Source organism: Rhodoligotrophos appendicifer, assembly GCF_007474605.1.
Classification (GTDB): domain Bacteria; phylum Pseudomonadota; class Alphaproteobacteria; order Rhizobiales; family Im1; genus Rhodoligotrophos; species Rhodoligotrophos appendicifer.
Genome location: NZ_VHKL01000003.1, coordinates 336,837 through 349,962, shown reverse-complemented (window position 1 = coordinate 349,962; position 13,126 = coordinate 336,837). Strand labels below are relative to the sequence as shown.

11 protein-coding genes are annotated in these 13,126 nt (G+C 64.1%); 3 read left to right on the top strand and 8 right to left on the bottom strand.

All coding sequences use genetic code 11. The features are described 5' to 3' along the window. Both FKM97_RS08575 and FKM97_RS08570 read left to right on the top strand, forming a co-directional pair. A complete protein-coding gene (locus FKM97_RS08575; RefSeq protein WP_144291986.1) occupies positions 1-672 on the top strand; it encodes a response regulator transcription factor in 672 nt (223 codons plus the stop codon). Continuing rightward, entirely contained in the window at positions 662-2,041 is a 1,380-nt protein-coding gene (locus tag FKM97_RS08570; protein WP_144291985.1) for a sensor histidine kinase, read from the top strand. Before FKM97_RS08575 ends, FKM97_RS08570 begins: the two co-directional genes overlap by 11 nt. A gap of 221 nt (positions 2,042-2,262) precedes the next feature. Here FKM97_RS08570 and FKM97_RS08565 read toward each other — a convergent pair whose 3' ends face one another. Further along, on the bottom strand, positions 2,263-3,264 hold the full coding sequence (locus FKM97_RS08565) for a GlxA family transcriptional regulator (RefSeq protein WP_144291984.1): 1,002 nt from the start codon (positions 3,262-3,264) through the stop codon (positions 2,263-2,265). Positions 3,265-3,560: 296 nt separating this feature from the next. On the opposite strand from FKM97_RS08565, the gene FKM97_RS08560 reads away from it, so the two are divergent. Further along, positions 3,561-4,448, top strand: coding sequence for a methylenetetrahydrofolate reductase (locus FKM97_RS08560; protein ID WP_144291983.1), 888 nt, complete (start codon positions 3,561-3,563; stop codon positions 4,446-4,448). 4 nt (positions 4,449-4,452) lie between these two features. On the opposite strand, the gene FKM97_RS08555 is transcribed toward FKM97_RS08560, so the two are convergent. From FKM97_RS08555 to FKM97_RS08525, 7 genes are all read right to left on the bottom strand, one after another. Next, complete coding sequence (locus tag FKM97_RS08555; RefSeq protein WP_144291982.1) at positions 4,453-5,970, bottom strand: class I adenylate-forming enzyme family protein; 1,518 nt, start codon at positions 5,968-5,970, stop codon at positions 4,453-4,455. Positions 5,971-6,004: 34 nt separating this feature from the next. Further along, positions 6,005-6,943, bottom strand: a complete 939-nt coding sequence (locus tag FKM97_RS08550) for an NAD(P)H-dependent flavin oxidoreductase (RefSeq protein WP_144291981.1) — start codon at positions 6,941-6,943, stop codon at positions 6,005-6,007. 14 nt (positions 6,944-6,957) lie between these two features. After that, positions 6,958-8,562, bottom strand: coding sequence for an acyl-CoA carboxylase subunit beta (locus FKM97_RS08545; RefSeq protein ID WP_144291980.1), 1,605 nt, complete (start codon positions 8,560-8,562; stop codon positions 6,958-6,960). A gap of 5 nt (positions 8,563-8,567) precedes the next feature. Further along, positions 8,568-9,134, bottom strand: coding sequence for an acyl-CoA carboxylase biotin carboxyl carrier protein subunit (locus FKM97_RS08540; RefSeq protein ID WP_205014838.1), 567 nt, complete (start codon positions 9,132-9,134; stop codon positions 8,568-8,570). Positions 9,135-9,258: 124 nt separating this feature from the next. Next, a complete protein-coding gene (locus FKM97_RS08535; protein ID WP_144291979.1) occupies positions 9,259-10,734 on the bottom strand; it encodes an acetyl-CoA carboxylase biotin carboxylase subunit in 1,476 nt (491 codons plus the stop codon). 121 nt (positions 10,735-10,855) lie between these two features. After that, positions 10,856-12,031, bottom strand: a complete 1,176-nt coding sequence (locus FKM97_RS08530) for an ABC transporter substrate-binding protein (RefSeq protein ID WP_205014831.1) — start codon at positions 12,029-12,031, stop codon at positions 10,856-10,858. Between the two features lie 45 nt (positions 12,032-12,076). Beyond that, complete coding sequence (locus FKM97_RS08525) at positions 12,077-13,123, bottom strand: branched-chain amino acid ABC transporter permease (protein WP_144291977.1); 1,047 nt, start codon at positions 13,121-13,123, stop codon at positions 12,077-12,079. Between the last annotated feature and the right edge of the window lie 3 nt (positions 13,124-13,126).

Below are 13,126 nucleotides of genomic sequence, written 5' to 3'. Positions count from 1 at the left end.
ATGAGGCTTCTGGTCGTCGAAGATGATCCCGATCTCAACCGGCAGTTGGTCGCCGCACTGACGGATGCCGGCTATGTGGTCGATGCGGCCTCGGACGGCGAAGAGGGGCACTTCCTGGGCGACAGCGAGCCCTATGACGCCGTCGTGCTCGATCTGGGCCTGCCGCTGCTGGACGGGGTCAGCGTCCTCGAGAAATGGCGCCGCGACGGGCGAAACATGCCCGTGCTCATCCTCACGGCCAGAGACCGCTGGAGCGACAAGGTCGCCGGTTTCGATGCCGGCGCCGACGACTACGTGGCAAAGCCCTTCCACATGGAAGAGGTGCTGGCGCGGATCCGGGCGCTGCTCAGGCGTAATGCCGGGCATGCGACGGACGAGATGCAATGCGGGCCGCTGCTCGTGGATACCCGCGGCGCCCGCGTCATCATCGATGGCAGTGCCGTGAAGGTCACCTCCCTCGAATATCGCCTCCTCGCCTATCTCATGCATCACAAAGGCCGCGTGGTGTCGCGCACGGAGCTGGTCGAGCATCTCTACGACCAGGATTTCGATCGTGATTCAAACACGATCGAGGTCTTTATCGGGCGCCTGCGCAAGAAGATCGGCAATGACATGATCCGGACCATCCGGGGTCTCGGCTACTGCCTGGCCGAGCCGGACGATGCGGCTTAACTCACTCACCTTCCGGCTGATCGCTTCAGCCGCCCTGATCAGCGTGATCATCATCTTCGCCGCCGGCGTCTTGCTGTCGTCGCTGTTCCAAGAGGCGGTGGAGCGCAATTTCGATGCGCGCCTCCAGGCTGTGCTGGACGGCCTCCTGGCCTCGGTGGAGCTCACCAAGGACGGCACGCTGACATTGCGGGAGACGCTGGCCGACAGCCGCTTCGGCCTGCCTCTGTCGGGCTGGTACTGGCAGGTGAGTTCCGTCGACTCGGCCCAACCGCAGAACCTCCCCTCCGACAGCCTGCTGGAACAGCGTCTGGAGATCCCCCCCGGGGCGCTCGAGACGCGCGACGAAAACGGGCTGGCCCGCTTCTTCCTGAGTGATGCGGATTCCCGCCGTCTGCGGGCGATCGAGCAGCGCTACCGACTGTTCGGGTCGGATGACGCCTATTCCTTCGTCGTCGCGGGAAATTTCGACGAATTGCGGGCCGAGATCTCCGCCTTCACCAATACCCTCATCCTGGTGCTGACACTGCTTGGAATGGGGTTGATGGCCGCGATCTTCGTGCAGGTGCGCTACGGGCTGCGGCCCATGCGCCAGCTGCAGAGAGAAATCAGCGGCATTCGCGCCGGATCGGCCAACCGGATCACCGGATCCTTCCCCGTCGAGATCGAGGACATCGCGCAGGAGCTCAACGCGCTCATTCAGTCGAACTCCGAGGTGATCGATCGCGCCCGGACCCAAGTTGGCAATCTCGCCCATGCGTTGAAGACCCCGCTCTCGGTGCTCACCAACGAGGCCAACAGCAATGAAGGTCCTCTGGCACAGAAGGTCGTCGAGCAATTGCAGGTCATGCGCGATCAGGTGAACCTTTATCTCGATCGGGCGCGGCTGGCGGCGCGGGCGCAAAGCCTGGGTGCGGTCACGGATGTCGCTCCCGTCGTCGATGCGCTCGTCCGCACCCTCCAGCGGATCAATATCCAGAGAAATATCCAGGTGAATACCGAAATCTCGACGCAGCTGAGATTCCGCGGCGAGAAACAAGATCTCGAGGAGATGGTCGGCAATCTTCTCGACAATGCTTTCAAATGGACGAACGGCACCATTCTGGTGCGCGCCGTTCAAGCGCCGAGCCGATCGGGAGGACGAGGCAATTGGCTGACGATCTCGGTGCATGATGACGGGCCGGGGCTGCCGGCGGAGCGGAGAGCGGAGGCCCTGAAGCGGGGACATCGGCTTGATGAAACCAAGCCCGGCTCGGGGCTCGGGCTCTCCATCGTCGCAGAGGCGGCGGGCATGTATGGCGGATTTTTGAATCTAAGTTCGTCCGAACTCGGAGGTCTTCTCGTAGAACTCCGGCTCCCGGCCGCAGGATAGCACAATGAAACGTGCAGCAAAATAATCAGGGGACCTTACAAGTCAGCAATATTGCTGCGTAATTCTCTGTCAAAGCCACTGTCTACACTTGCATTGCCTTACGCGTCTGCTATGCTGAGACAGTATTCTTCGTCTCGGTGAGTGCCACTTGCCCATAGCCCCCGGTCGCGGGTGGCACTACTCGAGAGCGGGTCCTTCGGGACCCGCTTTTGATTCCCGCGCTATTCCGCAGCGACCTCCGGCAGGGTCGGATCCATGGAGGGAAGGCCCCGCTCCCTGTAGGGAGTGCGGCTGAAGAAGGCCCGGTAGCATTTCGAGAAATGCGAGGGCGACGAAAATCCGCAGGCCAGTGCCACATTGATCACGGACATGTCGGTCTGCAGAAGCAGGGAGCGCGCCTTGCGCAGGCGGAGCTCCAAATAATAGCGCTTGGGCGAGCGCTCGAGATAGCGCCGAAACAACCGCTCGAGCTGACGCGTGGAGAGGCCGGCCTGGCGCGCCAGGATGCTGGGGCTGAGCGGCTCTTCCAAATTCTGCTCCATCTGGTCGATGATGCTGACCAGCTTTGGATGGCGCGCGCCGATGCGGGCCGGCAGCGACATGCGCTGATGCTCGCTCTGATGGCGGATCGGCGAATGCAGGATGTTCTCCGCGACCTCCGCCGCCAAATCCGGTCCATGCTGCTTGCCGATCAAGGCCAGCATCATGTCGATGGCGGAGGTCCCGCCGGCGCTGGAAAAGCGGTCGCGGTCGATCTCGAACAGGCTGCCCGTCACGTCGAGGTCCGGAAACGCCTCGGAGAAGCCGGGAAGGTTCTCCCAATGGATGGTGCAGCGGTGACCGCTGAGGATGCCGGCCTCCGCGAGCACATGGCTCGCCGTGCAGAGGGCGCCAATATCCATTCCACGACGCGCCGCCTTGCGGATCCAGTTGATGACCCGCCGGTCGGTATGTTTCTGAATGTCAATGCCGCCGCAGACCACGACCGTCGCATGCTCGCCGATCGCCTCCAGATTCCCGACTGCCGTGATGACGATGCCATTGGAGGCGGCGACCGGCTGTCCGTCCACGGAGAACATGGACCAGTCATAGAGCTGGCGCTCGGCGGCACGGTTGGCGAGCCGCAAAGGCTCGATCGCGGACGTGACCGGCATCATCGAGAATTCCGGGAGCAGCACGAAGGCGAAGCGTTGAGGCAAATCGCGAGAGGGGCTTCCAAACATCGATGGTTCCACAAAGGAGTGCTTGAGAAAGCGGGCCGTCACTCACAGCTCGACTATGTTCTCACGGGCTTTTTCTATTTCCGAATATTGTCCGATACATGTTCGCGCGAGTATCGCGTCCACAGTGCACGCGTTTTCCTGGTTTTCCAAGATCGCCATATGCGACGCTTTACACCGCAGTTGCGCCGGTCGCAATTCTCCGCTTCGAAGTCGCTTCCAAGCGCGTCATACAGGGTGAAGATCGGCACTGTAGCGGCACCAAATCACATCCCGCTTTCGCCGACAAGGACGCCGCCATGATGGCCAGCCCGCTTGCGACCACCGAGGAGAGAATGAACCCGGCGCGCGACTTTCTCGAAGGGTTCTCGGTCGAGATCACCCCGAGGCAAGTGGACAAGATCGCGACCATCAGGCGCTCTCTGAGCGCGGGGACCGAGGTCTATATCGCCCTCATCGATCCCGCGGACGTGCCCCAGCAGATCGAAGCGGCAAAGGCCCTGGCAGCGCACGGCCTGAAGCCCGTGCCCCACGTGCCCGCCCGGCTCATCACGGACAAGGCTTCGCTGGAAGACCGCATGCGCCGCTTGAGCGGGGAAGCGGGCGTAACCCAGGTGCTCGCCGTCGGCGGCGGGCTCGAACCTGCCGGCCCCTTCAGTTCGACCATCGAAGTCATGCGCACGGGCGTGTTCGAACGGCATGGGATCAAGACGATCGGGCTGGCCGGCCACCCGGAAGGCAATCCCGACATCACCAAGGTGCATGGCGAGGGCGCGCTGATGGAGGCCTTGCTCCTGAAGCAGGCGCATGCAAGCGAGCAAGGGCTGGAGGCCTATCTGGCGACGCAGTTCCTGTTCCAGGCGGAGCCGGTCGCGATCTGGGCGCGCAGCTTGCGGGCGGCCGGGATCACGCTGCCCATCCGGGTGGGGATTCCGGGGCCGGCAACGGTCAAGACGCTGGTCAAATATGCGTTAATGTGCGGCGTCGGGGCCTCGGCGCGGATGATCCGCAAGCAGGCCCTGAACGTCACGAAGCTGCTCACGGTCTCCACTCCCGACGAGATGGTCGCAGAGCTCGGACGCCTCCAGCAGGAGCAGCCGGCGCTCAAGATCGACGGCGCCCATCTCTATCCCTTCGGCGGCTTCGAGAAGCTGTTCCATTGGATCGAGGACGTGCACTCGGCGTGAACCGTCAGCGCAGGAGCTTCTCCAATTCGTGGCGGAGGATCTTGCCGGTCGTCGAGCGCGGAAAATCCGCGAAAGCCATGAAGCGCACCTCGCGCGGACGCTTGTAGCCGGCAAGGTCACGGCGACAGAGGATCTCGATCTCCGCCTCCGTCAGATCCTCGCTGTGGCGCGCGATGAAGGCCACGGGGACTTCGCCCCATTTGGCATCCTGCTTGCGGACGACGACCGCATCGGCGACGCGCGGGTCGGACAGGAGGACGCGCTCGACCTCGGCGGGATAGATGTTCTCGCCTCCGGACTTGATCATGTATTTGGCGCGATCGACGAAGTCGAAGGTGCCGTCCGGATTCTTCCGGAACAGGTCGCCCATGCGGAAATAGCCGTTCTGGAAATCGCGCGCATTCGTCTCCTCGGCATTCCAGTAGCCGGAAAAGACCGTGGGACCGCGGATGGCGATTTCGCCGGCTTCGCCGTCAGGCACGGGCGTGCCATCGGGATCCACCAGCAGGACTTCGCAGAGCGAGCTTTGGCGCTTCGAGAGCGAGCGGGGAACCTCGCCGGCCGCCAGCAGAGCGCCGGAGCCCGGCGCAATGCCCGTCTCGGTCGATCCAAAGGAATTGAAATAGGGGGCCCGCAACAGGCCCGACAGCTCGGCGATGAGCTTCAGGGGCACGAGATCAGCCATGGCCCCGCCCACCTTCACGCCGGCAGGGATGATGCCTTCGCTCCGCAGGATCTCCACCACGGGCTCGATGGAGCCCGGCATGAGCAGGAGCCAGCCCAGCCTGTGGCGGGCGATGGCGTCCACGATGGCGCGGGCGTCGAACCCATCGACGATGATGACGGCCGCGCCCGTCATGAGGGCAGCCAGGGTCTGGTCGGTGGAGCCCATATGGAACAAAGGAGCCCAAGCGAGGAAGCCATCCTGCGGGGTCACGTTCAGGTCCATGGCATTCACGGTCATGCGGGCGATCTCGGCGCGATGGCTGATGAGCGCCCCCTTGGGCAGGCCCGTGGTGCCGCTGGTATAGAGGATGACGAGGCCGTCCTCGGGATCGACCTCGGGATCCGGGCCAAGCGGCGGGGCCTCCGCCAGGAGCGCCGCATAGTCGGTGTCGAGGGCGATGGCGGGAATCGGGAGATCCAGCCCCGCGAAAGTGTCGGCATAGCGGGCAGAGACGAAGACGAGGCTCGGGGTGACCAGCTCGATGCAGTGCTTCAACTCGCGAGGCGACAGGCGCCAGTTCTGACAGGCGACGATCAGGCCGTTGCGCGCAGCCGCCAGCTCGAGTTCGATATATTCGAGGCGGTTCTCCGACAGGATGGCAACGCGGTCGCCGCGGGCGAGACCGCGGGCCTCCAGGAGGGCGGCGAGCTGGAGCACGCGGGCATGCAGCGCGCCGTAGGTCACGGTGCCTCCCTTATGCTCCACCGCGAGGGCCTCCGGGTCGCGCCGAGCGGCGATCCGAAAGAGCTCGTAGACGGTGAGGCGGCCGGCGCGCCAGATCGATGGGGGGGTCATGGGGTCGGCCTCCGCGGTTCCAATCGGGTCGTCTCTAGGCAGCCTTCAGGGGGCTGAGGGCCTCGCGATATTCCGCGATCAATCGGGCACACAGGTCTGCGGTGGTGGGGATATCGTCGATGGAGCCGATGCCCTGGCCGGCGGACCACAGGGTCTTCCAGGCGCGGGCTTCGCCGCTGTTCGTCCCGAAGTCGAGTTTTGCAGGAGACATCATCATGTCCTCCGTGAAGCCCGCCTCCGCGAGGCTCGCCTTGAGGAAGTTGCCCGGCACTCCCGAGACGGCAGGCGTATAGATGATGTCGGCGGCCCGACCCTCGACGATCATGCGCTTGTGATCGGGCGGGGCGATGCTCTCGCGCGTCGCGATGAAACGGGTGCCGAGATAGGCGAGATCGGCCCCCAGGACGTGGGCTGCTGCCACCTGGCGGCCCGTGGACATGCAGCCGCCGAGGATGATCGTGCCGTCGAAGATGGCCCGCAGCTCGGGGATCAGCGCGAAAGGACTCAAAGTGCCGGCATGGCCACCGGCGCCCGCGCAGACGGCGATCAGCCCATCGACCCCCGACTCGGCTGCCTTCGCCGCATGGCGCATGCCGATGACGTCGTGGAAGACGATGCCGCCATAGGCATGGACTGCCTGCACGAGTTCCGGCCGGCTCCCGAGAGAGGTGATGACGACCGGCACCTTGTGCTTCACTGTCAAGGCAAGGTCGGCGTCGAGGCGGTCATTGCTCTTGTGCACGATGAGGTTGACGCCGAACGGCACGGCATCGGGAAAGGCCGACAGGCGATGCTCGATCTCGTCCAGCCAGGCCTCATAGCCTTCGCTGGTGCGCTGATTGAGGGCGGGAAAGGTGCCGAGAAGACCGGCACGGCAGGTCTCCACCACCAGATCCGGCCCGGAGGTTAAGAACATGGGGGCTGCGATGATCGGGGCCTTCAAGCGGTTTCGAAGCAAAGCGGGGAGGGACATGTCTTCTCCAAAGATCACATGCGGAAGACGCCATAATGCGGCTTATGGATGGGCGCGTTGAGGGCGACGCTGATCGCCATCCCCAAGGCGTTGCGAGTATCAACCGGATCCAGAATGCCGTCATCCCAGATCTGGGAGGTCGAATAGTAGGCGCTGGACTGGCGGCGATATTCATCCAGGATCGGCTCGCGGATGGCCGCGATCTCGGTGGCGTTCAAGCTTTCGCCCTGGAGCTTCAGCTGGCGGATCTTGATGTCGGCCAGGACATTGGCGGCCTGCTCGGCGCCCATGACCGAGATCTGATGCTGGGGCCAGGTGAAGAGGAAGCGGGGATCGAAGGCACGGCCCGCCATGCCGTAATTGCCGGCGCCAAAGGAGCCATTGCACATCACGGTGAATTTGGGGACCTCCGAGCCCGAGACCGCCATGATCATCTTGGCGCCGTCCTTGGTGATGCCGCGCCATTCATATTCGCGGCCGACCATGTAGCCGGTGATGTTCTGCAGGAAGATCATGGGGACGCGGTGCTGGTTGCACAGCTGCATGAAGTGGGCCGCCTTGAGCGACGAGTCGTTAAAGAGGACCCCGTTATTGGCGAGGATGCCGACCTGAAAGCCCCAGAGATGGGCATAGCCACAGACGAGGGTCGTGCCATAGGCCGGCTGATATTCATGGAAGCGGCTGCCGTCGACCATGCGGGCGATCACCTCGCGCATGTCGAACTGAACCTTGATGTCGCGCGGAATGATGCCGTAGAGCTCGTCGGGGTCATAATAAGGGGGCTCCGGCGCAAGCGTCTCGAGCGTCCATTTCTCCGGGCGCTTGAACTGGGCGACGATGTCGCGGGCGATGGCAATCGCCTGTTGCTCGCTGTCGGCAGGATAATCCGCGGTGCCTGAAATACTGGTGTGGACATCGGCGCCGCCGAGGTCCTCGACGGAGACCTCCTCGCCGGTTGCCGCCTTGACCAAAGGAGGGCCGCCGAGAAAGATGGCACCGGTCCCGCGGACGATGACATTGTACTCGCTCAAGGCGGGGATATAGGCCCCGCCGGCGGTGCAGTGTCCAAGGACGATGGCGACCTGCGGCACGCCCAGCTTCGACAGGATCGCCTGATTGCGGAACAGGCGGCCGGCCAAATACTTGTCCGCAAAGAGATCGGCCTGGAGGGGCAGAAACCCCCCGGCGCTGTCGCAGAGATGGACGATCGGCAAGCGGTTCTCGATCGCGATGTCGAAGGCGCGCACCATCTTCTTGATGGTGAGCGGATACCAGGCGCCGCCTTTGACGCTGGCGTCGTCGGCGTGGATCATGACCTCGCGGCCGGCGATGATGCCGATGCCGGTCAGGCTGCCGGCGCCCGGGACCTCGCCGCCATATTCCATATTCGCCGCCAGGGTCGACAGCTCCAGGAACGGCGTGCCGGGATCGAGCAGCAACTCCATCCGCTCGCGGATGAAGAGCTTGTTCTGACGTTTCAGGCGCTCGAAGTCGCGGGTGGGCCGTTCGAAGCGCGCCTTGTGCTGACGGGCGCGAAAATCGCCGATGAGAGCGCGGTTATGCGCGAGATTGGCTTGGAATTCCTCGGAGCCGGTATCGAGGCGGCTTTCAATACGCATGGATGTCAGTCTCCGGCGGCAGGCGCGAGGGTAATCAAGGGATTGCCGCGGTCGAAGGTGCGACCCTGGGCGACATGCACGGCGTCGACGACGGCGTCACGCGGTGCCTTGATGGCGGTCTCCAATTTCATGCTTTCGATCACGATCATGGTCTCGCCGCGCAGAACCGTCGCGCCGGCCGCCACGTGGAGGGCGATCACCGTGCCCGGCATGGGCGCCTGGATGATGTCCTCGGCCGAGGCGCCGGAATGACTGGCGTGGCGACGAATGGGATCGAGATAACGCAGGGTGTGGGTCGCACCGTCGAGATGGATGTAGAGGATATCGCCGTCGACGGCGGCGAGGACGGGGGTGCTGACCGCGCCGAGGGTGAGCATGGCGGTGCCGTCGGCATTCGGCGTGAGGGCGATGGCGGTCTCGATGCCGTCGAGGGCGAGGCTGTAAAGGCCGTCGCGACGGGCAAGCCAGAGGGCGTATTCTGTGTCACCCAGGGTGAAGACGTGGGTCATCGGTTCGTCCTTTGAGACGGCCTCGCGGGCCTCCGCAGGAAGAGGCAGAGGGAAGTCGTCCATTTTTTCAGAGTGATCCTCGGGCTTGACCCATGGATCCAGGACTGCAGGGCAAGGCGTGTTCTACCTGGCCCCTGGATCCTCGGGTCAAGCCCGAGGATGACGGGTGGTATGCAAAGAGCACTCATCAATTCCTCCAGCCGCCCATGGCGGAGTGCAGCGGCGGGATGGCGTCGGCGGCATCGCGCACCGGGCGGGTGAGGAGCGCTGCGGTCGCCAGGAGGCGCCTTACCGTCTCGGACGACGGGGCGGGCTCCTCGGCGAGGTGGGGGTTGGCATCGAGGAAGCCGGTATGGACCTCGCCCGCGGCGAAGGCCGGATCGGCATTCAGACGCCGCAGAAAGGCCGTGTTCGTCTCGCAGCCGAGCAGGGCGAATCCGGCCAAAGCGCGGTCGGCCTTCGCGATGGCCTCTGGGCGGGTGGCGGCGTGGACGATCAGCTTGGCCAGCATGGGATCGAAGGCCGAGGTGACCTGCTGGCCTTCGCTTATGCCGAGATCGATACGGGTATCGGCCGGGAGCGCCAATTTCAGCACTTTCCCCGTGGTGGGCGTGAAGCCCTGGGCGGCGCTCTCCGCATAGATCCGATATTCGATGGAATGGCCGGTGGCTGTGATGTCCTCCTGCCGGAGGGACAGGGGCTCACCCGCGGCCACGCGCAGCTGCTGGGCCACGAGATCGATCCCGGTAATCTCTTCGGTGACCGGATGCTCGACCTGGAGGCGGGTGTTCATCTCGAGGAAGAAAAACTCTCCAGCGCCATAGATGAATTCCACGGTGCCGGCATTGCGGTAGCCGGCGGCCCGGGCGATGCCCGCGGCGGTCTCGCAAATCTTTGCCCGCTGGTCCGGCGTCAGGGCCGGGGAGGGACTTTCCTCGACGATCTTCTGGAAGCGACGCTGCACGGAGCATTCGCGCTCGAAGAGGTGAACGACATTGCCTTGGGCATCACCGAGGACCTGGACCTCGATGTGACGCGGGTTTTCGATGTAGCGCTCGACATAGAGCCTGCCGTCGCCGAAATAGCGCTGGCCCTCGGAGCGGGCGCGCGTGATCTCGTCTTCGAGTGTTGCGAGGTCGCGGACGATGCGCATGCCCTTGCCGCCGCCGCCCGCCGAGGGCTTGATCAGCAAGGGCGAGCCCACCGCCCGCGCGCGCTCCACGAAGGTTGCCGGATCGTCGTCCTCGATGGCCGAGGGGGCGACGGGAAAGCCATGCTTTTCAACAAAGGCACGGGCGCGAACCTTGTCGCCCATGAGCTCGATCGCTGCGGGCGTCGGGCCGATGAAGGTCAGGCCGGCGGACGCCACCTTGCGGGCGAAGGCTGCGTTCTCGGAGAGAAAGCCGTAGCCGGGATGGATCGCCTGGGCGCCGGTCTCCAGGGCTGCAGCGATGATCTGCTCGCCATCCAGATAGGCGGCGACGGGGGTCGGGCCCGTGATTTCGACCGCCCGTGCCGCTGCCGCGACCGCGGGGCTCAACCGGTCGGCGGCGTGATAGACGACGACGCCGTCAATGCCGAGATCACGCAAGGTCCTCAGGATGCGGACGGCGATCTCGCCGCGATTGGCGATGAGGACCCGGGGGAAGGGAGGGTTCGGCATTATCTTCTTTCAGGGTCATCCCGGCTCTGCGGCCGGGATCATAGGGAGACGATCACGGCGCAAGCCGCGCCGGGCTCCTCCCCCTCCCGCAGGGAGAGAGGGAGGGGTTCTGTCCTCAAATTCACTTCGCGCTGAAATCCGTGAAGTCCTGCAGGGTGGTGAATTTCTGCGTCTTCGGGTCCAGCTGGTAGATCTTCAGCGAGGTGCCGGAGAGCTGAAGATCATTGTCGAAGGAAATCGGAGCCGTGAGGCCGCCGGTGTCGAAGTCCTTGATCTTCCTGAGCTGCTCAATTGTGCAGGCCCGGGTGAGCTCCTTGCCGCAGCCTTCCATCGCCTTGGCCAGAACCTTCAGGCCGACATAGGTGATGTAGGAGTAGCGGTTGATGGCAGCGACCTCGCCCTCACTGAGATATTTCTTGGCAGTCGCGTCGAAGGCGTCGGTTGCCTGGTCATTCAGGGCGACGTAATCGCCGACGAGATAGGCGTAGCCCGCAGGCGCGGAGAGCTTGACCGAGGGCGGCATGTCCTCGCTCCAGACCGAGGCCACCTGCATGTCCATGCTGAGCTTGCGCGCCTCGCCGAGAATGTTGGCAGCGCCCGCGATGATGCCGCCATTGGCGAGGACGTTGACGCCCGCGGCCCGCAGCTGCAGGACCTCGGCGGAGAAGTTCGTCGTGCCCCTCTTGAACTTGAGGCGGATCCCGTCCTTCACGCCGAATTCCTTCACGGCACGGTCGTAGCCGCCTTCGACCGTCACCCCGAAATCGTCGTCCTGACGGATCAGGCCGTAGACGGGATTGGCGGGCTCAAGCTTGTCATGGATGTATTTGAGCTGGCCGTAGAAGGCGTCCACATAACGGGCACCGATGACGAACACCGACGGCCGGACCGGCTTGTAGACGAGCTCGGCCGGTGTGGTGGTGACCACGGTCGGCAGGTTGTTCTCCTCGATCAGCGGCAGCATGGCCAGGATGTTGGCGGTTCCCGACGTGCCGTTCAGGGCGAAAATCTCATCGGATTCGATGAGCTTCTTCAGGCCCTGGAACGAGCGGGCCGGGACGTAGCCGTCATCCTCGGTCGCAATGACGATCTTGCGGCCATTGACGCCGCCCGCCTCGTTGATCTCGGCGGCGGCCATCTTGGAGCCGACGGACACGGCGCGTCCGATGAAGGAGGCCGGGCCGGTCAGAATGTTGACGTCGCCGATCTTGATCTCGGTGTCGGTGACGCCCGGATCGGCGGCGTAGGCGCTGCTCGACATGAGCAAGGCCGCAAAGCCCAGGACCAGTGATTTCATGCGCATGCTCTTTTCCTCCCAGTGTCGCGTTTCGTTGACGCGGGTTCAGTATGCTAGTGGCCAGTTCGTCCAGTAGCGCTTGGCATCCCTCCACAGTCCGATCAGCCCCTCCGGCTTGAAGCGCAGAAAGGCGACGATGACGACGCCATAGGCGATGCCGCGGATCTCGTAGACATAGGTCGTGTAGGTGGTGGAGGAGGGATCGCCAAAGGTCTCGAAGGCGAGGCGGATCACCTCCGGCAGCAGCGACAGGAACACCGCTCCGAGCACTGCGCCGGCGATCGAGCCGAGGCCGCCGAGGATGATCATGGCGAGCGCCTCGATGGACAGGATCAGGCCAAAGACGTCGGTGTTGACGAAGCGAATCTGCAGCGACATCAGCGCGCCGGCAATCCCCACGATGAAGGAGGAGATCATGAAGGCGAGCAGTTTGTAGCGCACTAGGTCGATGCCCATGACACGGGCGGCGATATCATGATCGCGGATGGCCATCCAGGCGCGGCCGATGCGGGTCCGCGACAGGTTCAGCGCCAGCAGGATCGCCAGGATGGTGAAGGCGAGAGTGAAATAGAAGAAGGGGCGATCGCGCGAAAGATCGAAGCCGAAGGCCGTGACCTTGGGCAGAAAGACGCCGTTGGGACCATGGGTGATGTCCTCGGCGTAAAGGATGATGTGAGTGACGATAAAGGCGAAGGCGAGGGTGGTGATCGCGAGATACAGACCCTTGAGCCGCAGGGAGGGGATCCCGACCAGGAGGCTGATCAAGGCCGAGAGAATGCCCGCAGCCGGCATCGTCGCCCAGAGCGGCCAGTCGTAATCCGCCAGCAGGAGGCCGTTGGTATAGGCGCCGATGGCCAGGAAGCCCGACTGGCCGATGGAAATCAGGCCGGTGGTGCCGGTCAACAGGTTCAGCCCGACGGCGCCGACGACGGCGATCAAGGCGGCAGAGGCCAGAGACAGAGGATAGTTTCCGGCAAAGAGGGGGAGGGCCAGGAGGCCCGCCAGAAGGACGGCCGTCCAGGCCCAAACCACGTGGCTGTCGTTCAGGGCGACCAGGGAGGCGTAGGATTCCTTGAAGTGACCGGTGCGCATCAG